This window comes from Roseivirga spongicola, assembly GCF_001592965.1.
Lineage (GTDB): Bacteria > Bacteroidota > Bacteroidia > Cytophagales > Cyclobacteriaceae > Roseivirga > Roseivirga spongicola.
Genome location: NZ_LRPC01000001.1, coordinates 906245 through 926762, shown reverse-complemented (window position 1 = coordinate 926762; position 20518 = coordinate 906245). Strand labels below are relative to the sequence as shown.

The following is a 20518-nucleotide window of genomic DNA, read 5'->3' as shown; positions in this document are numbered from 1 at the left end:
TGTGTTTAATTTTTACCCTCGTTGGTTTTTAAACCAGCATATGTTGCAGAGCTAATGCCCATCAACCCTAAAATTCCAGGATCTAAATCTGGCATTTCGAACTTGGTGATGACTTCGAAAACAAAGAAAACCCCAATAAAGAAGGTGAAAACTACACTCTGGAATCGTTGAATATTGATTCCATCATGGTCTGATAGAATCTGGAATAAGAACGATTGACCTTTATGAGCAGCATTTGCTGGTTCAACAGGAGCGGCAGGGTTTTGAGATTTTAATGCCTGAACTCTGTTTATGTCGATGGTCTGTGCAGCTGCAGCTGTACCAGCACTAATTCCGAGAAGAATTAAGGTGTCAGTAGTGAGCGGAACCAACACGCCACTATCCGACCAAAGGGCAATGTAACAGCAAATAACAATCATGGTCCACCAACCAAGTTGAACTCTGGAAAGGCTATATTTTGAACTGCCTACTGCCTTGAGAAAATAATTCCTCTTCACTAGAACGAAGAACATAAAGATGATGAGCAAGATAATGCCTCTTCCAATCCAGCTTCTTACTGTAAAGTTGGGATCAAAATCTATAGTAACATTAGGTTTCTCGATTTGAACATGCTCACCCGTTGCATTTCCGAAGCTCATTCTCACCTTGGCTTCATGTTCTCCCCAACTATTGATCTCTTTTTTCATGAGTCCACGGAGGGTATCGGATGGAAAAAGTTGAAAACAACACTGTTTTTGGTGATGTAATTGGCTTGATAAGGGCTTAATCGGTGTCCGTTAATATAAAGAAAGAGGCTTTGTGGCTCTTTAAGCTCAACGGAGTCAGGGTTATCAATAGAAAACTTGATGAAGTCGTCTAAATAGACTTCGGTATTACCAAGCCTGCTTGGTTCCAGGTTTTCTACTGAAGTAATTTTGATTTGGCTAAAGCTGTCTTGTGCGAAACATTGGCCAGACAGAACCATAACAGCCAATAAGGCAATTGTGAGTGTCTTTTTCATTGTGTGTTATTTACGAATTGAATTTAGTAAAAACACACTGAAAAAATTCAGCTTACAGAAAATTAATGCTGATAATCAACAGGTTCTAGCTCAAAAAGCTTGTTTACGGTAGTATTAAAGATTTCTGAAATCTTAAGAGCTAGGGCAGTAGAAGGAGTATATTTACCGCGTTCTATGGCATTAATACTTTGCCTAGATACGCCAACTAGATCAGCAAGTTGCTCTTGGGTAATCTTCTTTTTCTTACGTTCTACCTTCAGGGAATTTTTCACTCGATGAAGTCGTTTTTGATGCTGTGAAATTAGAGTCTTGCACTCCGTTTTCGCGCCTCAAAAACGTTAACTTTATATTACATTTTGGTGAGCAAAATTGGCTATTTGTTACACCGCTGTTAAAAAATAGTGAACCGCTTCTTAACATTAGCCTTTTGCTTTATCTTTGCAGCCTAAACGAAAAGAACTATGTTATTTGACCCACCAATTGCTAGCGGAGCTAATACTTTCATCTGGATTGTTGTTATCCTAATTGGCTTTGTAGGTGCACTTTCTCAGCATGATGCCCTTTTCAAAGGCAAGAAAAAGAAAGAAGACGAGAGTCACTAAAGACTCTTCAATAGTCCATAATAGTCTAGCATAGTAATATGAAAGGCCTTACGACTAGTAGTATCTGCTAGTACGGGTATGTATTCTGAATCTTGCTTGAGGTAAAATTCACACCCTCTTTCTAGCTGATCTAAAACTTGAGCGGCAAACTCAAGGTGTTTCTTCCTGTCTCCTTGTTCAAAGAAGATGAGTCCGCGCACTCCATCCAGGTCGCGCCACAGAAGTTCGAACTCATCAGGATGCTTGATGTAGTCATTGGGCTCAACAATTATTTCGCTTTGGCCGTGCTTCCAGTCAATAAAAATGCAAAGATTTATTATAGGTCTGGACTGATCGAGCACCCGCTTTTTCAACCTTAAACCAAGCTTCATTCGGTTTTCGAAGGTCTCTAGGTCATAAGAGGGAATTCTATTGAACTTAAAATAATTGAGGTTATAATTCAACAGCTTCAAATCAATGATCTCCTGATCGAATTCTGGAGTCTTTTCTTTTTGGCAACCAACAGTGATGATTAAGATAAAAATGGCGAGAGCTCGGAAATGCATTAGAGTGAGTGTGTCAATACTCTAAAGTTAGCCGAAAATAGTCGAACATGGTAACTCTGAAGGCTTCTCTGCTTTTCGAATCAATTAAGAATGCCTTTTTTTCTCCATCCTTCATTATATAGAACTGACTTCCATTTTGTATCTGATCATATACTTTGGCTGCAAAGTCTAACTGATTCTTCTTATTTCCACCTTCTAGGCTGATTTCTCCACTTTTTCCATCTTCGTTTTCCCAAATAACCTTTATATCGGACAATGAGCCTGCGGCTGAATTAGGTTCAAGCAGAACATAAGCCTCGTCATATCTCCAGTTATTGACTATGTTGATATTAAGAATAGGTTCATCAGACTCTTTCACTCGCTTTTTCAGCCGATAGATTTCCAGTTTGGCTTCTTCCATTACCTCTACATCGTAGTAAGAACGCCTTACGTTTTTGAAGAATAGCTTAGAAGATTCATCGGTTTTAAAGCCAATAGTTGTCTGGTCAACTTTCTTGTCTTTTACAGGATTACAAGCTGAAATAATAAACAGGCTCAGCAAGAGTATGGACAACCTTTTCATGCCAAATGAAACCAGATGATCGACTTAAGGTTTGATTTCACTGGCTGTTTCCTGAATCAACTGCCACGCGTTTTCCACATGAAAGGCCTCTAAATTGGTGTTTCCAAAGGCTAAACGTAAAACAAACTTTCCTTTTAGCTTAGTTTGTGTGAAAAACAACTTGCCTGAATTGTTGATCTTATTCATGATCGCTTCGTTCAGTACATCGAGCTGAGATTCTTCTCCTTTGGTATACCTGAAACATACGGTGTTCATCGGAACGGGAGCCATCAACTCGAAGTCGGAATGTGCATCGATTTCTTGAGCCAACCATTTTCCGAGCATAATATGCTTTCGGATTTTCGCCCGAATTCCTTCCACACCAAACTCACGAATGACAAACCAAAGCTTAAGTGCTCGGAACCTGCGGCCTAGAGGAATTCCCCAATCACGATAGTTCTTTACATCTCCGTCTACTGAGGTTTTCAGGTAGTCTGGAGTAATGGTGAAGGTATTGACTAGACTTACCGGGTCTTTCACAAAGTATGCTGTGCAGTCAAAATTGGTGAACATCCATTTGTGTGGGTTGAAAACGAATGAGTCGGCTTTCTCAACTCCTTCAGACATCCAGCGCATTTCAGGAAGTACCAAAGCCGTTCCGGCATAAGCTGCATCTACATGATGCCAGATGTTGTGTTTTAGGCAAATGTCTCCTATCTCATTAATCGGATCTACTGCGGTTGTGCTCGTGGTACCTATGGCTGAAACCACACATAACGGAATATATCCAGCAGCTTTGTCGGCTTCAATAAGTTCTTCCAACTTTTCAGGGATCATGGCGTAGCCATCGTCCACTTCCACTTTACGCAAAGCCTCAATCCCAAAACCAGCAATTTTTACTGCCTTGTCTATTGAGGAATGAATTTGCTCGGAAGAGTAAATGGTAAACTTTCTTTCATCGAAACCCTTTTCGTTGATGCTGTAATTGGTCGCTTTTTCTCTGGCGGTGAGCAATGCGCAAAGCGTAGCAGTGGAGGCAGTGTCTTGAATTACTCCTGTAAATGACTCTGGCAAACCCAGCATTTCGCGAAGCCAATTCATCATTTGTTCTTCCAGTTCTGCAGCGGCAGGCGAAGTAAGCCACTGCATACATTGTGCACCCAAAGTGCTCATCAGCATTTCGGCCAAAACAGAGCCTTTACTCTTATTAGCTGGGAAATAGGCCATAAAGTTCGGGCTTTCCCAATGCGTAACACCAGGCATGATAATATCATTGAAGTCCTTCAGCATTTGGTCGAAAGACTCTGGCTGATTGGGTGCTTTGGTGGGAATTTGCTTCAGAATATCTCCAGGTTTTACCTGAGACATTACTGGGTAATCTTCAACCGACTCAAAGTAATCGGCCATCCAGTCTACCAATTCGTGTGCATGTTTTCTGAAAGATTGAGTATCCATTTCTCTACGCTTATCTGTCATATTGTCCGATAACAAAGTTAGCACATATGTTGCAGGCTGTAAGCCGTAATTTCTATCAAAACCTAAATAGACAATGAAGAAAAAATGGATTGTGCTGATCATTCTAGTGGTGCTAGTTTTGATCGGTTATTCGAGTATAAAAGGCACGTATAATACAATGGTTCAGCAAGACGAGGGAATTGGAGCCGCTTGGGCTCAAGTTGAAAACCAATATCAAAGACGTTCTGACCTTATTCCTAACCTTGTGAATACCGTAAAGGGTTATGCCGATTTTGAGCAAGAGACACTTACTGGAGTAATTGAAGCTAGAGCAAAGGCTACTTCCGTAAATGTGGACCCTTCAAACCTTACTCCTGATGCTATTGCTAACTTTGAGCAAGCACAACAAGGATTGAGTGGTGCTTTAAGTAGACTTTTAGTATCTGTTGAGCGTTACCCTGACTTAAAGGCGAGCCAGCAGTTTCAGCAATTACAAGTTCAGTTAGAAGGAACGGAAAACCGTATTGCGGTAGAAAGAAGAAACTTCAACGAGCAGGTAAGAGGCTACAATACTTACATCAGAAGCTTCCCGAAAAACTTGTACGCTAATATGTTTGGCTTCGACCAAAAAGGATATTTTGAATCTACTGCAGGAGCAGAAACAGCACCAGAAGTAAGTTTTGACTAATGGCAGAAGCACATTTTACATCAGATCAGAAGAAGAGAATTAAAGCAGCCATTGAAGAGGCTGAGCTAAATACCAGTGGCGAAATTCGCGTGCATCTAGAAAACCATTGCAAAAAAGACAATGTGTTGGACAGAGCGGCTCAGGTTTTTGCTCAGCTTAAAATGCATGAGACCGAAGCCAGAAATGGCGTGCTCATCTATATGGCTATTAAAGACCATAAGTTTGGCATTATTGGCGATGGCGGTATCAACGCCAAAGTGGAGCCAGACTTTTGGGACATCACCAAAGAGAAAATGGTGAAGCACTTTAAGGATGGAAAGTTTACCGAAGGCCTAGTGGATGGCATTCTATGTGTTGGCGAAAGGCTGAAAGAATTCTATCCTTACCAAAAAGACGACATAAACGAATTATCGGACGATATCTCATTTGGCAAAGACTAATATGCGGAACTTACTAGTAATACTTCTTATATCCATCAGCAGTTTAGGCTTTGCACAAAGCGGAATTCCAGATGCACCAAACCCTCCAAGGTTGGTCAATGATTTCACTAATAGTACGCTTTCTCAACAAGAGCTTCGTGCCTTAGAGAATAAGATGTTGGGTTATGAAGACTCTACTTCTACCCAGGTTTCGATTCTAATTGTTCAGTCTTTGAATGGTTACGAAGTTGTTGATTTTGCTCAAAGAACAGCCGAAAAGTGGAAAGTAGGTACGGCCAAAGACAATGGGATTTTCATTGTTGTTTCTATTAATGATAGAATGGCGGCCATTGTATCTGGCTATGGAATGGAGGGCTCTATAACCGATGCAGCTACTTATACCATCCGTGAGGAGTACATGAACCCTAGATTTAAAGAAGGCAATTTTTATAAGGGTTTAGACGATGCTACCGATGTCATTTTTGAATTAGCTTCTGGCGAATATACCGCAGAGCAATTTGCTCAAAATAGAAGAAGAGGTAATGATGGAGGAGGCGGTGGCTTCCGCTTCTTTATTGTATTTTTCTTCTTAGTATTTATTCTTCCGGCAATTTTTGGTAGAAGAAGAGGCAGAGGTATCGGAACTCGTGGTATTCCATGGTGGGCCTGGATGATGATGGGTAACTCCATGGGCAGAAGAAGAGATGACGACTGGGATAACTTCCGCGGTGGCGGAGGAATGTTCGGTGGTGGTTCTGGCTTTGGCGGTGGAGGCGGAGGCTTCGGTGGTTTCGGAGGCGGCTCCTTTGGCGGAGGCGGTTCCGGAGGCAGTTGGTAAGCCAGTCCATTCGTTGATCAGGAAATTAGTTATTAGGGCTTCGCTGAATAGTGAAGCCTTTTTTGTTTCCCCCTATGGCAAAAAGTGCTTACCCTTAAGAATGTTGAGCCTGATGACCTTCCGTCTATGTCATACCGAGTGAGGCTAGAATCCTATCGATGTAGAAGGACAAGTATAGCTTGATCAGATGCTTCCCCCGATACTTCGGGGCCTCAGCAAGACTTACTGGAACGGTTCTTTACTTGATAACTAGAGCCCTCAACCTGTCGTAACCTTCAGTATTAATTGGCACTTGGTGTTGCCCAATTTTAGCCTGGTGCTTTTCCAGCTTTTCCACGAGCTGAGAGTTAATGATAAATGACCGATGCACCTGAATGAAGCTCTCTGGTATTTGGCTCAAAACTTCCTCAAAAGTCATTCTGGTGAGTGTGCTACGCTCCTTTTCCACCAACTTGAGATAGTTGCCTTCTCCCTTAATAAAAAGCAAATCCTGAAAGTTGATGCGTATGTACTCGTAACCAGACTTTACAAAGAAGTAGTCTTCCTTCGCCTGTTTTAGACCCTCTTTCACTTTCATAACAGCTTTCAGAAAGCGACCAAATTCGAAGGGCTTGAGCAAATAATCTGCTGCATTGTGTTCATAGCTTTCTACAGCATATTCGGAATAGGCGGTTGTAAATACGATTTGAAACTTAGCATCGGTTGCTTTTAGCAAGTCGAGGCCAGAGATATCTGGCATATTGATGTCTAAAAAGATCAGATCTACTTTATTGTTTTGCAGAAAGTCCAAAGCGGCAAAGGCATCGGTAAATGACTCTTCTAGTTGCAGGAAAGGGATTTTGGAAGCATGTTCTTCCACCACCTTTAAGGCAATAGGCTCGTCATCTATAGCAATGGCTCTAATCAATTGAGTTCAATTTTAAGGTTGGCTTCAAAGCTTTCTTCATTCTCAAATAGCTGGAAAAGGTGCTTGTCTGGATAGAGCATGGTAAGCCTTTGCCTTACATTCTCCAGCCCAATACCGCTCTCTTCTTCCGTAGATTTCGATTTCTTATGATTGCTGTTTTTCACGTTCAAATGAATGGCCTCTTTGCTACAACTCAATTTAATCTCAATCCATGAATTATGATGCGCACTGACCCCATGCTTAAAGGCATTTTCAATAAAAGGAATAATAAGCATAGGAGTTATTTTACCCTCACAAGCTGTGTCTATCTCATACTCTAATCTCACTTTTTCATTTCCATCAACCCTTAATTTTTGAAGCTCAATATAGTTTTCTACGTATTCAAACTCCCGGCTGATTTCAGTTTTGTCTTCCACATTTTCGCGCAGCATAAAGCGCATCATTTCACTGAGTTTTTGAATTCCTGTCGAGGTTTTCGGACTGCTTTCTTCCAATGCCAAGCCATAAAGACTATTTAGTGAATTGAAGAGAAAGTGTGGGTTGATTTGCGATTTGAGGTTTGAAAGTTCGGATTGGGTGTTTAGTGACTCGAGCCTATTGACTATAAGCTTTTGATTGATTTTGTATCCTACAAAGCCAGAGAGTAGAGGAATTAATCCGATAATTAAAAACACATAGAGTATCCAATCATTTATGTTTGTTAGAAATTCATCTCCAAACGAAACCTTTCTAAAGAGTGTAAATACTATAAGAGTCAAACATATACCTAAATATAGCTCGTAAACTTTCCAGTAACTGAGAGCTTTAACTTTGTCAATTTCTTTAGCCAAATAAACAATTAGTGTTAGACCAAGTAAACACAAGAAGCTTGACCAAAGTAATACCTGCCAAGAGATATACATTTGTAGTTGCAGATTACCAGCAAAACTCTCTAGAGTGATTAATATAAGAAGAGCTATTGGAAGAAAGAAGTTGATAAAGATACTCGATTTTGGTAGCTCAAATAGTTCTCTTAAAAAGCTGGAGTTTCTAATATATGTTCTTTCGATTCTGTACATCGCCATTACCAGAAAGAACAATGAAACAAACTCAATTGAATTTCTAATTACCAAATGCGTAAATAGAGAGTATTGATTAGTAATAATCGGGCTGGGGTATTTGAGAAAATAATATGGATTTATTAATTGGTCATATTGGGCCAGTAAATAGCCAAACAAAGCAGATGGAAGTAAGAAAATTAGGTATGCCAGATATAACCTCTTATTTATCTCGAATTTTTTGACGAGGTGATAAAAGGTTACCCCAATCAAGATTAGAATTAGATCGTGTGTTAAAAGTTGAACAGGTAGAATGTCCCAATATTTACTTGCTAGTTCAGGGCTTTGTTGGAAAAACTCGAATGATCGCTTTGCATATTGTGAATAGATTGAATTTATATCTACAAGAGCCTTTTTAATGACGTATAGAATGGCAATAGAAAGAACTATGCCTCTGAACACTTTTATTCTACTCATCTTTTTATTTCAACATTAACCAATCACCATTCTTCCTTCCACTTAATGTGACCAACCACACTCTAAAAGTGACGAATTTCTAACAATGCTATGCTGAATATAATTAAGTCGTAAATTCACCCCCATTCAACGAATAACCAATTATCTAACTGACCAAATAATGAATACTCCTTTTCACCTAGCATTCCCTGTCAAGGACATTGAATCTACCAGAACCTTTTTTGGCGACTTACTCGGCTGCGAAATTGGTCGCTCTACCGATAAGTGGATCGACTTTAACTTCTTCGGCCATCAACTCAGTGCGCATGTTAAGCCAGAAGAACTGGCTCAAGCCAATACCAATGCTGTTGATGGTAAAAACGTACCTGTCCGTCATTTTGGAGCTGTTTTAGAGTGGAATCAATGGCATGAGCTTTCAGAAAAGCTTAAGCAGCACGGCATCAATTTCGTTATAGAACCATACATCCGTTTTGAAGGAGAAGTTGGAGAACAAGCCACTATGTTTTTCTTAGACCCAAGCGGAAATGCACTGGAGTTTAAGTCGTTCAAAGACCCGTCTCAGATATTTGCTAAGTGACAAAAAAGTGACCGTATAGAAGACCTTCTATGCCTCGTTAGTAAGCCGCAAAATAGTCTTCCAGATCTTTAAGCGTTGAGCTGCTCGTTTTAATGTCTTGCTTTACTTCGCCTTTTTCTAAGAGCACTATGCGCTCACAAACCTCTGTAACATGGTTAAGGTCGTGGCTAGAAATTAGCATTGTCAGCTGATGGTTCTCTTTCCAGTCTCTCAGTAAGTTTTTCAGTCTAATCTGAGTGGTTGGGTCTAAGTTGGCAAAAGGTTCATCGAGCAATATTACTTCTGGTCGGCCCATCAATGCAGCAGCTATACCAACCTTCTTCTGGTTACCTTTAGAGAGGTCTCGAATGTATTTATTTTGGCCAATAATTTCGCCATTGAATAGAGCCTCAAATTGAGAAAGGAACTCCTGTAAGTCTCCGGCAGAATAATCGTGGAGGCTAGCAACAAACTCAAAATATTCATCTGGAGTGAGGTAGTCAATTAAGAATGATTCATCCAAAAAAGAGCCAGTGTAGTACTTCCAGTCTTCTGTTTTCTTTACGTCTGTACCCTGGCTAAGTACTTCTCCTTCCGTTGGCCTTACCAAGTCCAGAATCATTCTGAAAAAAGTAGTTTTACCAGCACCATTATTTCCGACTAGGCCAAAGCTTTCGCCTTTTCCAACTATCAATTCAGGAATATTCACAACGGTTACTCCTTTGTATTGCTTTCTAAGTCCTTTTACTGTTATCATAATCGAAATATTTATTGTGCTCGGAAACCCGCTGCTATTTTATGTCTGTTTTTAATGAAATTTTTTGTGATAAAGTCTAGCCATTTGTCTCTCAGCAAAAAGCCAATTAGACCTAAAACCCCAAGTAATAGAAGCCCATACTCACCAATTCCTAAGATCAGGAATGGAGCATAAATGACGTAAGGCAAAAACATTACTGGCAAGGCTATTAGAAATTGAGCGGCCCCAACTCCTTCATAATTGAAAGCTGCCCTTTTGCTTAAGTCAATTTTCTTTGGGTTGAAGAGTGCAATGCGCATAACAAAGAAAACATTCACCCCAATATTAAAGAGGTAGGCGGCCAGATTGATGAAAATAATCTGCGCCCCGAAATATCCATAGGCTAAAGACAGTACAAATGAGATAGTAGAGGTAGCAAGAAACAGGTAGTACTTAGACTCGAAATACTGCCTGAACTTTACTTTTCTAGTCAGTACAAAATCGAAGTAGCCACTTTCCCAGCTGAGCAAAAACTGACCATACTGAAGAAAGAAAGTACCGGTAATGAAAATTCCTACAAACAAGAAAATCCAGTTCATTTGCTGATACTGCTCTTCTGGATAGAAAATAAGTCCATAAAGCAACAGAAAGCCAGAAATCATAAGGGCACTTCTTGGGCGCTTGTGTCTGATTATCAGTTTCAGTTCCAAAGCAATCATTTCTCCAATTCGGCCAAACCTTTTCAGGAAAGCGAAATCGCCAGAGATCTTTGATTTTTTCTTCTTGGTTGAAATTTCTTCTGGATAAGTATTATTCACCAAAAAAGAATAATTGGCTCTGTAACTCACAAACCAGAGAACAACAGGAATAAGCGCAAAGGCAGGTTGCTCTATAATTGAACCAAATAGGTCTGAAGAAATAGTAGAAAGTGATAAGAATCCGTAATAATCTAGCCCACCAACTACCGAGAAAAGCCCAGCAATAATGAGTACTAGGTTGGGCTGTTCATTCAATTTCTTCTTAAAGAGTATAGTGAGAAAGTGAATGGTAAATGCTAAACCAAAAATCATTACCAACCAGCCAAGTGTGGCTGTGGCTCCATGGGTCGTCAATACTTCTCTAAATGCAAATGGGGTAAACAGAAGTATTGAAATAAGATTGAAAACACTGACCTGACTTTTTCTGAGCATAAAGTGCACAATCTTGCGCTTTGGCATAGGCAAGTGCAAGTAGGGCTCAATAGCCAATACAGGAACATTTTGAAGAAAGAACCTCATAAAAAACTCTACTGCGAAATAGTAGATAATAAGCCCATTAAGTAGTTGAATGGGTTCTTTGTCTGGAGCTAGAGAGTCTAAGATTTCGCTGAGAAATATACCCAACACAAGCACATATATGGACAATACCACCCCAGCAAAGCCAAGAAAAACGTTGGCTACTAGGTTTTTAGCCCATACGGGCGACCTAAACTGTTGCTTGAAAGAGTGGCTAATTAAGGTTCTTATCATGTGAATGCTATTAGTTCAAAGAAGAGTCTAGTGCGAGAATACAGTCTAGAATGGCGTGGGTAGCCTTTATATAAAAGTCTTGATTTACGTTCTCAAAAACGTCTGTAGGTTTATGATAATGCGCATGGTCTTCTACTCCAAAATAGAGGAAAGGAATCCCTCTTTTGTGAAATGGTCCGTGGTCAGAAGAGTTAGTCCAGTCATCACTACCAAGGTCTGGAGTATCGTGACCTAGCTTTAGTTGCAGAGGCAACACATTTACGCTCTCAACTATTGGCTTCAGGTTAGGGTAATGTGAGGTGCCAGCTACATAAAGCTCATTTTTGTCATTCATGCTGATCATGTCCATGTTAATGTTCAGCTTAATCATGTCTTGCGGAATGCTTTCATCGTTAAGAAATGCCTTGGCACCTTGCAAGCCCATTTCTTCGGCATCTAGAGCAGCAAATACCATTGTGTGTCTTGGCTTATTACTTTTGAAGTATTCAACCATGGCCAGCATAGCCGCAACACCAGAGGCATTATCATCGGCACCGTTATAAATTTGTCCGTTTCTTACCCCTAAATGATCGTAGTGAGCGGTAATAACAAAGGCAGTTTGCTCCTCACCTTTTATGTAAGCCACAATATTTTCAGCCTGAATAGTGTCACCACCTCGGCTTACGAAGTTAAACGGATGCCTAAAATCGTCTTGAAGACTTTTAGCATTCATATCTTCTAGCTGCTTTATTATAAACCTTCTGGCAGCCTCTGCTCCATTGGTTCCAGTTCTTCTGCCTTCGGCAGCATCGTGAGAAAGCTTTCTTAAGTCTTCTAGCATATACTCTGTGTCTAGTCTATCTAATTGAGAAAACGCTGGAATAGAAATGAGACAAAGCAGAAAAGAAATGAGAATGAAATTTGAATACCTTTGCATCGTTGTGACAGTTATAGAAAGCTATTGCTATCTGGTTGTGGACTAGTTTAGTCTTAAACTTAATCAATACCTTAAGAAGATTTGCGCTCACTTACTCACAAAATTATTCTTCTTCTCTTGGCCTTTGGTTGCTCTATGTCTTTACAGGCGCAGAGCGATATTGACCAGTATTTGAACAAGTTAGGCCTTAATCAGGCCTTATATCCTCCTCAAGATATTCTGAAGACCAAAAGCTTGGTGCTTCTTTCTGTGCCGATGGACGAATCGCCAAGCGAGTGGCAAGAAATTCTAGATGAAATGCAAGCCTTCTTTGCAGAAGTAGGCGTAGATGCAGTAGCATATTTTCCTGTAGATAAGTATGATGCATCTCTAAATGATCCTCTACCACTCCCAGATTTTACTTTTTCTAGAGGAATAGAAAACCTTATTATTCTTTCGGCCAAAGAGGCAGATGGTCCCATTTTCTTAGCCATTACACAGTTTAATAAAGAAGAAAGCATGTGGAATAAAGGTGCTTCAGCTTTTGCCAGGCTCACTTCAGACTTAAGCACAGTATGGCAAGAGCTGAATACTTATTTTAAAACTGATCAGTTTCAAAGAACCAATTTGTTGGTGAATGAAAACCCTGAGTTTTTCTATTCAACCATAAAGCCAGGTGTTATAGGTAGGTCTGTGCCTCCACAAGTTGCGGAGTTTAAAATAGCTATGAGACCCATAGTCAAACAGAAGTATGAGCAGTTACCCATCTTTAAAGTTCAGCATGCTTATATGTTTGAAGAAGATTCGCTCATGCAGCAGATCAACTTGCAGAACCAACAGTTTCAAATGCTTTCAGCAGACTCTACCAATACAATGGAGCTTGTTGCTAACAATGAGAATGATGCTACGCTAAGAAGGTCAGGCTTTATTTATGAGTTGAAGATGCTTAAGGCAAAAGAAAAAACGCTAAATGAATGGATTCCCCTGCCTGAGGATAGCACACCCTCTGAAAAGACAGTCTATAAGTTCTACTTAGACGACCTTAGAACCAATACCATTTTTATAGGAAAAGAATGGGACGCTTCGGAAAATTGGTTCGAGGCACTCAATGCTTTTGTAGCTCAAATTCAGAAGGCCGCAGCATCAAACGGCAATTGAGACTGAATTCTTTCCATACATCCCAAAAAAAGGGACACTCAATCTTGACATTGCTATATTGTGAGCAAACAAACTTTAAGAATGAGGACGATAAAACTATTTTTTGTGTGCATGTTCTTTTGCACGTTCGCAGCATTTGGGTTTCAGAATACCCAATTAGACTACAATGCTCTCTACAAAATTAAAGATGAGGGCCTAAACAACAGTCAGGTAATGGACATTGCCTGGAACCTTACCGATAGAATTGGTCCAAGACTAACAGGTTCTGAAGGCTTAAAAAATGCTTATGACTGGACTTCTGGCCAATTTAAAGAGTGGGGCCTCTCTAATGTTAAAGTTGACCCTTGGGGTGACTTTGGAAGAGGATGGGATGTAAGAAAATCTTACGTAGCTATGACTGTTCCTTATTACCAAGCGATTATTGGTATTCCAAAAGCATGGACTCCAGGTACCAATGGCTTAATTAGCGGAGAAGCTGTTTATGTAGACGCTCAGTCTGAAGCCGATTTGGCAAAATTCAAAGGTAACCTTAAAGGTAAAATTGTTTTAATGCCTACTAGCGTTGAGGCAAAAACTACTTTTGAAGCAGATGCTAGAAGATTTACTGACGAACAGCTTGAAGGAATGACTAGCGAGAGAGTAAGCAACTCTAACAGTGTGTTCAGTCAAAGAAGAATTTCTGACTTCAGAAGAGCAGCTCAGTTGAGAAATGCTGCTTATCAAATGTTTAAAGATGAAGGTGTAGCTATGATTCTTAACACTACCAGAGGTGGTGGTCAAGGTACTTTCTTTACTTCAAACGGTTCTAGAAACGATCCTGAAGCATTGCCAGAAATGGAAGTTGCTCCAGAGCACTACAACAGAATAGTAAGATTACTATCTAAAGGTGAAAAGGTAATGGTAGAAGCCGATACCAAAACTGAATTCCATGAGTCTGATGAGAAAGGCTACAATGTTTTGGCTGAAATTCCAGGCCAAGACCCACAATTGAAAGACGAAGTTGTAATGCTTGGTGCTCACTTAGATTCTTGGTTTGCAGGAACAGGAGCAACAGATAACGCAGCAGGTTCTGCAGTAATGATGGAGGCTATCAGAATTTTGAAAGAGTCTGGTGTTCCGTTGAGAAGAACAGTAAGAGTAGCACTTTGGAGTGGTGAAGAGCAAGGTCTTTACGGTTCTAGAAACTACGTTCAGAGTGAGTTTATGAAAAATGGTCAGCCGAATGATAACCACGCTAAGCTTTCTGCTTACTATAATATGGATAACGGAACAGGTGCCATTAGAGGTATTTACTTACAAGGAAACGAGGCTTTAAGACCAATCTTTAAAGAGTGGTTCAGCGCATTTGAAGATATGGGTGCAAACACTGTAACCATCAGAAATACTGGCGGTACAGACCACCAAGCATTTGATGGTATTGGCCTTCCAGGTTTCCAGTTTATCCAAGATCCTATTGACTATGGTACAAGAACTCACCATACAAACATGGACCTTTATGAGAGACTTCAGGGAGCAGACCTAAGAAAGAACGCTATCATTGTGGCTACTATGGTTATGCAAACTGCCAACATGGACGAGAAGCTTCCTCGTAAGCCAAAGGTTTTTGAAACTTCTAGACGTAGATAAGATGTTTCTGTTTGACCACCGGTCAGATATAGAATTTAATATTCAGGATGCCATCTCTAAAAGGGATGGCATTTTTATTGGTCACAAAAGGAGTTAAAACTATGCACTTTAGTGCATTTCCCTTTAGCTTCTAAAAAGCATCCTAGAATTTACGGTGTACGCCCCGATAATGCTCGGGGTTTGATTGACGTTAATTCTAAGTCGGGCATTCAAAACGACTTTCAGTTGCCTCTAAAACTATGGTGCTTTCAGCCCATAATGGTTTATTTAATAGAGCTCTGTATTTACAAAAGGGATAAGCGCCAGAATAACAGCTGGTTCGTAGTATTGAGCACGATTAATTAGGTCGTGAGTGAGTATACCTACTGCACCGCTTTTCTGTTTAGAGTTAGAGCGGTCAAACACCATATCGTCTGCAACGCCTAGCTCAATACCCTCATGTATTAATGCCTGAATTTTAGGAGGAAGGTCAAAGCTAGCTGTTCTGGCTTTACCGTTTCTGTCTTTAGAAATAATATAGACCCACGCAAAGGCTTCCATAGTTGATGATGGTTCGGCAATGCCACCCTCAATACCTATCCAAAAGTCTGCTTCAGGTTCAGAGGCTTTTGCATTTTCAGCTCGGTTTTTAGCACCTTCAAGTGTTTCAGCATCTGTCATTGGCTGGTCTGCCACACCAGATGCAACGGCAATACCTCGAGCTAAGATTTTTGATTTTGGAAATACCTTGGAGAAGCCCTTTTCGGCACATTCAATCTTCACAGGGTTTCTAGAGGCTACAATGAGTTTAATTTCCTCCATTAATTTGATTGAGTTTTTCTGTCATTTCGAGCCTTTCGTAGTACACCTTCAGGGCCTTGATTACATTTTCATCTTCTGGTTTTGCCTGTTGCGCCTTCTCCATGTAAGGTAAAGCCCTGCGCGTCCAGTCATGACCTAATTGTTCAGTCTCTTTGCCCCTCATTTCATACTCTTCCTTGCTCATTAGGTTTACGCGCACGTAAACTCTATTGGCCTGTTCGTTGATCATTACCGAGTAATTATAGTTGGCAGTAAAGTCTTCAGGAAAGCTATTGAGGTACCTTTCATAACTTCTAGATGCCATTTCAAAATATTGCTCAGAGCGCTCTGGCTCCCCGTTTAGGTAAGCATCTTTAAATACTCTATCATAAAGGTCGGCTTGTCTAAGTACTAGTTGGGCATTATTTGGGTTTCTCTGAATTGATGTTTTTAATACCGATTCTGCCGCATCGAATCGCTTCAACCTGATTAGAATTCTTATTTCCTGAAGTATATAAGGCAAGTGGTTCGGGTATTCAAACAGCGCCTCTTCTACCACATCTAGTTGCTGAGCATCGGGTAAGTTGAGCAGTTGCTGACAGATAATTAGGCCATTGTATGCATTCTTTGTTAACCTTGATATATCTCTCAGGGCCATATAATTATCTATAGCTCGCTGATATTTACCTGAGTTTTGCAGACTGAGCGCTGCATATAAGTAGCCTGTGGAGTCGGCAGGTTTAGCAATCTGAGAAACTTCAAAGAACTCTGAGGCTTCTATAAACTTGCTAGACTGGAACTTGGTAATTCCAGCATTCACATAGTCGGCCCAGAGTATTTCAATTTGGTTGTTGGCCAAAATGTGGAGGTTATTAGTGGGGTCTGTTAGTCTTTTGGTATTCTGGTAGGCATCTACCACCTCGGCAACAAAAGCCTTTTGGTCAGACTTTATCTCTTTAAGCGCTTGATCAGTAGACTTTAAAATTTCATGGTAAATTCTGGCCTTAGTGTACCAAGCTCTCGGATTTTCATCGGCCTGATCGCTTTCAAATGCCTCATCTATTGCGGCTTTGGCCTCCAGATAATTCTTATCATTCAGGAAAGTATTGGCAACAGAAATAAGATCTTGGGCATGAGAGTGCTCAGTTAATAGACTAACTAATATGATGACGACATATTTCAATGATCCAGCCCTTTGTCGTTAAGACAAATTTAAAAGTTTTACGAGACTCTAATAAAGTTGAGGGTTAAAGGAGAACTAAAGATACACTTTATATATAGACGCTTGCATGTAAAAAAATGTATTTAGCGTCAATTTTCCGTTAACGGAAAGTTGGGTGTACATTTAATTCCTTTCTCTCGAAAGTTCTACATATTCCTGATAATCCAAAAAGAAAAAGGCCTCATTTCTGTGAAATGAGGCCTTTTTTAATTCGTTCTAAGTTTATTTTTTCCAGTTGGGAAGCGCTCCTGGTAATAACGGAGCCCCCATTGTACCTAACTTGCTATCCATAGCTTCAAATTTGGGTTGAAGCGCTTTTACACTTGATAAAACTGGAGCGAACTCATCGGCAGCAATATCATAGTTTCTGATTGAAGTTCCAGTTACATTAGAAAGCGAACCGAAGATGTCGTAAGCAGCATTTTGAGCTCTTTGCCTTACGCTATATTCCTGATCCATATCTAATCTTCCAACGTCTGAATCTCCATTCATGGCAATATTTACCGCTTCAACCTCCTTCTCTAGAGCTTCAATTTCAGCTAGTAAATCTAAAGACTCTTGAATAGGGAATGCCTTAGCAGCCGCTTTGTAGTTGGCAATTTTGCCAGACATCTCTGACAGTACACCTCTGGTGGCATTCATAGCAGACATTAATGACGCTGCTTTTTTCTTGAATTCTGCCATGGCGTTCCAATCGTCTGCAGGAAGAATTTGATTATCGAGTTTAGATACCTCAAAACTAACCCCAGAAACTAATTCGCTTAACTCTCCTTTTACCACCTGGCTCATGCTGACGGTATAAGTACCTGGAACAACGAAAATACCAGTAGAACCTAAGCTTGAGCTAGGGTTAGCTTGTCTTGAGTTTACACTAGAGAAGTTCATGTAGGTCATGTCCCAAACAACTTGCCCCATACCTTTTCTTAACGGGCTTCTCAACTCACTCACAATGTCACCAGTTTGGTCTTTTATGGTGAAGATAAGGTAAGAGGCTGGCTCGTTTTGCTCTGCTTTATATTCCTCTAAAGTTGGATAAGGTATGTTTTCTCCATTTTTAAAGGCGGCAGATTCCCTTTTACTTCTTTCAGATTTAAGGCTGCTTACACCTTCTTTTAGGTAATACTTAATGATGGCGCCAGTTTCTGGGTTTGGTGCTGAATAGTGCATTTCGCCTTGGAAACCGTGCTGCCTAGAGCCTAATGAACCTAATGGCATCCATGTGTTGAACATTTTAGCCTCAGCAATGTCGAAAATGTGAGCCTCTTTTTCTGGAAGTGCTGGGGTAAGTTCTCGCATTGCGCTGTAGTCATCTAATACATAGAAACCTCTACCAAAGGTAGCTAGCACCAAATCATTCTCCCTTTCCTGAATAGCCATATCTCGAACGTTAGCGGTTGGTAAACCAGCTTTTAATGGCTTCCAGCTATCACCACCATCAAGAGAAACATGAACTCCATATTCTGTCCCCGCAAAAAGGATATTGGCATTTACATGATCTTGCTCCAATGCGTAAACAGCACCTTCAGGCAGGTTGTTGCTAATGTTTTTCCAGGTTCTACCCTTATCATTACTCACATAAACATAAGGTGTAAAATCTCCACTCTTATGGTTGTTGAAGGCGGCATAAACCGTATTTACATCATGTTTAGAGGCAATTAGGTCATACACATAAGTATTGGCAGGAACACCCGGAAAGCTGTTGATCTTGAACCAATCTGCACCGCCATTTTCCGTTACGCTAATTTGTCCATCGTCAGAACCAGCATAGATCAAACCTTCCTGAAGTCTAGATTCGTCTAAGGCTACAACTGCTCCATACCTAGAAGTAGAGCCGTTTTTAGCAACAGCATCCATAGGCCAAATTTTACCCATAATTGGGAGCTGATTTCTATCTATATTTTGGTCTAACTCATCGCTGATAACCTCCCATGAATCACCACGGTCTGTACTTTTGAATACTTTATTGGCAGCATAGTAAAGCGTTTTAGCATCGTGTGGACTTACCATCAATGGTGAATCCCAGTTGAAGTTATATTGCTTTTCACCCTTTCTAGGTCTAGGGATAATGGTTACCGACTCACCGCTTTTAAGGTCGAACCTGCCCAAGCCACCATTTTGCGATTGTGCATAAACGATGTCTGGGTTTTCAGGGTCTGGAACCGACTCAAAGCCATCTCCACCTTGCGTTACTTTCCAATCGGCCGTGATGATACCATGAGCCGATAAGGTTTGAGATGGTCCGTGCAAGCTGTAGTTATCTTGCGTTCCTCCCATAATGTTGTAGAAAGGTTCAGCATTATCTACAGATACTTTATAGAACTGCGTAACAGGAATATTTGTGAAGAACTTCCATGTTTTACCTTGGTCGAAAGACTCATATACTCCACCATCTGAGCCTTCAAGGAGGTGTTTGTTATTAGCAGGATCAATCCAAATAGCATGATTATCCCAGTGCTTACTCTGCTCACCTAGTTGACTAAAGGTTTTTCCACCATCATTTGTCACCATAGTAAAAGTATTCAAAGAGTAAACTCTATCTACATCTACTGGGTCAGCCACAATTTCTTGATAGTAGTTTCCGCTAGTAGAATGGCTGCTCATTTTTTGCCAAGAAGCACCGCGGTTTGTACTTCTAAAGAATCCACCTTGTCCATTTTGTGCTTCAACTATGGCATAAATTACCTCAGGATTGGCCGGAGAAATATCCATGCCAATTCTTCCTTTATCGCCACCTGGTAAACCTCTGTTTATCTTCTCCCAGTTGGCACCAGCATCTGTCGATTTGTAGATTCCAGACTCTGGGCCACCACCAAGGTATGTCCACTGGCGTCTTCTTCTTTGGTGAGCAGTTGCGTAAAGCACATCTGGGTTTCTCGGATCCATGTGCACTTCATTCACACCAGTGTGTTCACTAATTTCCAGTACCAAGTCCCAGGTTTCTCCTCCGTCAGTAGTTTTATAAAGACCTCTGTCTCCTCCGCTGCTCCATAGTGGACCAGTGGCAGCCACATAAACTACATCAGAATTTCTTGGGTCGATAGCGATCATACCAATATGCTCAGATTTTTTCAGTCCCATATGGTTGAACGATGCACCGCCATCGATAGACTTGTAAACCCCGTCTCCGTAAGAGACAGATCTCTGATTATTATTTTCTCCAGTTCCTACCCAAATAACATTGTGGTTATTCGGGTCCATGGCTAATGCCCCGATAGAGTAACTTCCGTAGTTATCGAAAATAGGGTCAAAAGTGGTTCCTGCATTAGTAGTTTTCCAAACACCACCTGCAGCTGAGGCTACATAGAATTCGCTTGGGTCGTTTGGGTTTACCGCAAAGTCTGCGATTCTACCTGAAGTTAGGGCTGGCCCTACACTTCTGAATTTGAATCCATTGAGAGAAATACCAGCTAGTGGGTCTTTCTTATTCTCTTCCGAGTTCTTTTTACTTCTTCTTTGGGCTAGCAGGTCGGGGCTCATCAGGCCACAGCACAATAAAACCAGCACCATAATTTCTAGTCGTTTTTTCAT

At 40.7% G+C, this 20518-nt stretch carries 21 protein-coding genes; 7 read left to right on the top strand and 14 right to left on the bottom strand.

Features of this window, described 5'->3' with window-relative positions; all coding sequences use genetic code 11:
* Positions 1 to 5: 5 nt before the first annotated feature.
* The 3 genes from AWW68_RS04190 to AWW68_RS04180 all read right to left on the bottom strand — a co-directional run bounded on the left by AWW68_RS04190 (position 6) and on the right by AWW68_RS04180 (position 1272).
* Complete coding sequence (locus AWW68_RS04190; RefSeq protein WP_068216902.1) at positions 6 to 686, bottom strand: hypothetical protein; 681 nt, start codon at positions 684 to 686, stop codon at positions 6 to 8.
* On the bottom strand, positions 683 to 1000 hold the full coding sequence (locus AWW68_RS04185; RefSeq protein WP_068216900.1) for a hypothetical protein: 318 nt from the start codon (positions 998 to 1000) through the stop codon (positions 683 to 685). Before AWW68_RS04185 ends, AWW68_RS04190 begins: the two co-directional genes overlap by 4 nt.
* A gap of 62 nt (positions 1001 to 1062) precedes the next feature.
* Positions 1063 to 1272 (bottom strand): helix-turn-helix transcriptional regulator, encoded by a 210-nt coding sequence (locus tag AWW68_RS04180; protein ID WP_068216895.1) that lies wholly within the window; start codon positions 1270 to 1272, stop codon positions 1063 to 1065.
* Positions 1273 to 1461: 189 nt separating this feature from the next.
* On the opposite strand from AWW68_RS04180, the gene AWW68_RS20045 reads away from it, so the two are divergent.
* Positions 1462 to 1602 carry a hypothetical protein gene (locus AWW68_RS20045; RefSeq protein WP_157717523.1) on the top strand — a complete coding sequence of 47 codons (141 nt, stop codon included), beginning with the start codon at positions 1462 to 1464 and terminating at the stop codon, positions 1600 to 1602.
* On the opposite strand, the gene AWW68_RS04175 is transcribed toward AWW68_RS20045, so the two are convergent.
* The 3 genes from AWW68_RS04175 to AWW68_RS04165 are packed head-to-tail and all read right to left on the bottom strand — an operon-like array spanning position 1599 to position 4266.
* The gene (locus tag AWW68_RS04175) at positions 1599 to 2147 is read right to left on the bottom strand and encodes a hypothetical protein (RefSeq protein WP_068216893.1); all 549 of its coding nucleotides are present in this window, start codon (positions 2145 to 2147) and stop codon (positions 1599 to 1601) included. The genes AWW68_RS20045 and AWW68_RS04175 overlap by 4 nt on opposite strands.
* Positions 2148 to 2160: 13 nt before the next feature.
* The gene (locus AWW68_RS04170) at positions 2161 to 2709 is read right to left on the bottom strand and encodes a hypothetical protein (RefSeq protein ID WP_068216891.1); all 549 of its coding nucleotides are present in this window, start codon (positions 2707 to 2709) and stop codon (positions 2161 to 2163) included.
* 24 nt (positions 2710 to 2733) lie between these two features.
* The gene (locus AWW68_RS04165) at positions 2734 to 4266 is read right to left on the bottom strand and encodes a pyridoxal phosphate-dependent decarboxylase family protein (protein ID WP_317038744.1); all 1533 of its coding nucleotides are present in this window, start codon (positions 4264 to 4266) and stop codon (positions 2734 to 2736) included.
* Between AWW68_RS04165 and AWW68_RS04160 the strand changes: the two genes are divergently transcribed.
* Genes AWW68_RS04160 through AWW68_RS04150 form a run of 3 tightly spaced genes read left to right on the top strand, consistent with a single transcriptional unit; the run spans position 4238 to position 6088 of the window.
* Positions 4238 to 4831: a LemA family protein gene (locus AWW68_RS04160; protein ID WP_068216889.1), complete on the top strand. Its 594-nt coding sequence runs from the start codon at positions 4238 to 4240 to the stop codon at positions 4829 to 4831. The genes AWW68_RS04165 and AWW68_RS04160 overlap by 29 nt on opposite strands.
* Positions 4831 to 5271, top strand: a complete 441-nt coding sequence (locus AWW68_RS04155; RefSeq protein WP_068216887.1) for a TPM domain-containing protein — start codon at positions 4831 to 4833, stop codon at positions 5269 to 5271. The genes AWW68_RS04160 and AWW68_RS04155 overlap by 1 nt, the downstream gene beginning before the upstream one ends.
* 1 nt (position 5272) lies before the next feature.
* Positions 5273 to 6088 carry a TPM domain-containing protein gene (locus AWW68_RS04150; RefSeq protein ID WP_068216885.1) on the top strand — a complete coding sequence of 272 codons (816 nt, stop codon included), beginning with the start codon at positions 5273 to 5275 and terminating at the stop codon, positions 6086 to 6088.
* Between the two features lie 238 nt (positions 6089 to 6326).
* Here AWW68_RS04150 and AWW68_RS04145 read toward each other — a convergent pair whose 3' ends face one another.
* The gene (locus AWW68_RS04145) at positions 6327 to 6995 is read right to left on the bottom strand and encodes a LytR/AlgR family response regulator transcription factor (protein WP_068216883.1); all 669 of its coding nucleotides are present in this window, start codon (positions 6993 to 6995) and stop codon (positions 6327 to 6329) included.
* Positions 6992 to 8509, bottom strand: coding sequence for a sensor histidine kinase (locus tag AWW68_RS04140; RefSeq protein WP_068216880.1), 1518 nt, complete (start codon positions 8507 to 8509; stop codon positions 6992 to 6994). Before AWW68_RS04140 ends, AWW68_RS04145 begins: the two co-directional genes overlap by 4 nt.
* A 160-nt stretch (positions 8510 to 8669) precedes the next feature.
* On the opposite strand from AWW68_RS04140, the gene AWW68_RS04135 reads away from it, so the two are divergent.
* Entirely contained in the window at positions 8670 to 9086 is a 417-nt protein-coding gene (locus AWW68_RS04135; protein WP_068216878.1) for a VOC family protein, read from the top strand.
* Between the two features lie 37 nt (positions 9087 to 9123).
* On the opposite strand, the gene AWW68_RS04130 is transcribed toward AWW68_RS04135, so the two are convergent.
* From AWW68_RS04130 to AWW68_RS04120, 3 genes are read right to left on the bottom strand one after another with little or no spacing between them, the layout of a single operon-like run.
* Complete coding sequence (locus AWW68_RS04130; RefSeq protein WP_068216876.1) at positions 9124 to 9822, bottom strand: ABC transporter ATP-binding protein; 699 nt, start codon at positions 9820 to 9822, stop codon at positions 9124 to 9126.
* 11 nt (positions 9823 to 9833) lie between these two features.
* Positions 9834 to 11309 (bottom strand): DUF5687 family protein, encoded by a 1476-nt coding sequence (locus AWW68_RS04125; RefSeq protein WP_068216874.1) that lies wholly within the window; start codon positions 11307 to 11309, stop codon positions 9834 to 9836.
* A gap of 10 nt (positions 11310 to 11319) precedes the next feature.
* Positions 11320 to 12225 (bottom strand): M20/M25/M40 family metallo-hydrolase, encoded by a 906-nt coding sequence (locus tag AWW68_RS04120; RefSeq protein WP_084375565.1) that lies wholly within the window; start codon positions 12223 to 12225, stop codon positions 11320 to 11322.
* A gap of 135 nt (positions 12226 to 12360) precedes the next feature.
* Here AWW68_RS04120 and AWW68_RS04115 point away from each other — a divergent pair, with 135 nt between their 5' ends.
* Together AWW68_RS04115 and AWW68_RS04110 are read left to right on the top strand one after the other, a co-directional pair.
* Positions 12361 to 13362 carry a hypothetical protein gene (locus tag AWW68_RS04115; protein WP_068216872.1) on the top strand — a complete coding sequence of 334 codons (1002 nt, stop codon included), beginning with the start codon at positions 12361 to 12363 and terminating at the stop codon, positions 13360 to 13362.
* Between the two features lie 81 nt (positions 13363 to 13443).
* A complete protein-coding gene (locus tag AWW68_RS04110; RefSeq protein WP_068216871.1) occupies positions 13444 to 14988 on the top strand; it encodes a M20/M25/M40 family metallo-hydrolase in 1545 nt (514 codons plus the stop codon).
* 267 nt (positions 14989 to 15255) lie between these two features.
* Here the strand turns inward: AWW68_RS04110 and yjjX are convergent, their stop codons facing one another.
* The 3 genes from yjjX to AWW68_RS04095 all read right to left on the bottom strand — a co-directional run bounded on the left by yjjX (position 15256) and on the right by AWW68_RS04095 (position 20518).
* The gene (gene yjjX / locus AWW68_RS04105; RefSeq protein ID WP_068216869.1) at positions 15256 to 15789 is read right to left on the bottom strand and encodes an inosine/xanthosine triphosphatase; all 534 of its coding nucleotides are present in this window, start codon (positions 15787 to 15789) and stop codon (positions 15256 to 15258) included.
* Entirely contained in the window at positions 15776 to 16951 is a 1176-nt protein-coding gene (locus AWW68_RS04100; RefSeq protein ID WP_068216867.1) for a UDP-N-acetylglucosamine--peptide N-acetylglucosaminyltransferase SPINDLY family protein, read from the bottom strand. The genes yjjX and AWW68_RS04100 overlap by 14 nt, the downstream gene beginning before the upstream one ends.
* 261 nt (positions 16952 to 17212) lie before the next feature.
* Positions 17213 to 20518, bottom strand: coding sequence for a WD40/YVTN/BNR-like repeat-containing protein (locus AWW68_RS04095; protein WP_068216865.1), 3306 nt, complete (start codon positions 20516 to 20518; stop codon positions 17213 to 17215).

Coding starts and splice junctions, on each gene's coding strand:
- yjjX (WP_068216869.1), bottom strand. CDS start 15,789: ATGGAGGAAATTAAACTCATTGTAGCCTCTAGAAACCCTGTGAAGATT.
- AWW68_RS04190 (WP_068216902.1), bottom strand. CDS start 686: ATGAAAAAAGAGATCAATAGTTGGGGAGAACATGAAGCCAAGGTGAGA.
- AWW68_RS04095 (WP_068216865.1), bottom strand. CDS start 20,518: ATGAAAAAACGACTAGAAATTATGGTGCTGGTTTTATTGTGCTGTGGC.
- AWW68_RS04175 (WP_068216893.1), bottom strand. CDS start 2,147: ATGCATTTCCGAGCTCTCGCCATTTTTATCTTAATCATCACTGTTGGT.
- AWW68_RS04130 (WP_068216876.1), bottom strand. CDS start 9,822: ATGATAACAGTAAAAGGACTTAGAAAGCAATACAAAGGAGTAACCGTT.
- AWW68_RS04120 (WP_084375565.1), bottom strand. CDS start 12,225: ATGCAAAGGTATTCAAATTTCATTCTCATTTCTTTTCTGCTTTGTCTC.
- AWW68_RS04150 (WP_068216885.1), top strand. CDS start 5,273: ATGCGGAACTTACTAGTAATACTTCTTATATCCATCAGCAGTTTAGGC.
- AWW68_RS04135 (WP_068216878.1), top strand. CDS start 8,670: ATGAATACTCCTTTTCACCTAGCATTCCCTGTCAAGGACATTGAATCT.
- AWW68_RS04185 (WP_068216900.1), bottom strand. CDS start 1,000: ATGAAAAAGACACTCACAATTGCCTTATTGGCTGTTATGGTTCTGTCT.
- AWW68_RS04165 (WP_317038744.1), bottom strand. CDS start 4,266: ATGATCAGCACAATCCATTTTTTCTTCATTGTCTATTTAGGTTTTGAT.
- AWW68_RS20045 (WP_157717523.1), top strand. CDS start 1,462: ATGTTATTTGACCCACCAATTGCTAGCGGAGCTAATACTTTCATCTGG.
- AWW68_RS04110 (WP_068216871.1), top strand. CDS start 13,444: ATGAGGACGATAAAACTATTTTTTGTGTGCATGTTCTTTTGCACGTTC.
- AWW68_RS04140 (WP_068216880.1), bottom strand. CDS start 8,509: ATGAGTAGAATAAAAGTGTTCAGAGGCATAGTTCTTTCTATTGCCATT.
- AWW68_RS04170 (WP_068216891.1), bottom strand. CDS start 2,709: ATGAAAAGGTTGTCCATACTCTTGCTGAGCCTGTTTATTATTTCAGCT.
- AWW68_RS04125 (WP_068216874.1), bottom strand. CDS start 11,309: ATGATAAGAACCTTAATTAGCCACTCTTTCAAGCAACAGTTTAGGTCG.
- AWW68_RS04160 (WP_068216889.1), top strand. CDS start 4,238: ATGAAGAAAAAATGGATTGTGCTGATCATTCTAGTGGTGCTAGTTTTG.
- AWW68_RS04115 (WP_068216872.1), top strand. CDS start 12,361: ATGTCTTTACAGGCGCAGAGCGATATTGACCAGTATTTGAACAAGTTA.
- AWW68_RS04155 (WP_068216887.1), top strand. CDS start 4,831: ATGGCAGAAGCACATTTTACATCAGATCAGAAGAAGAGAATTAAAGCA.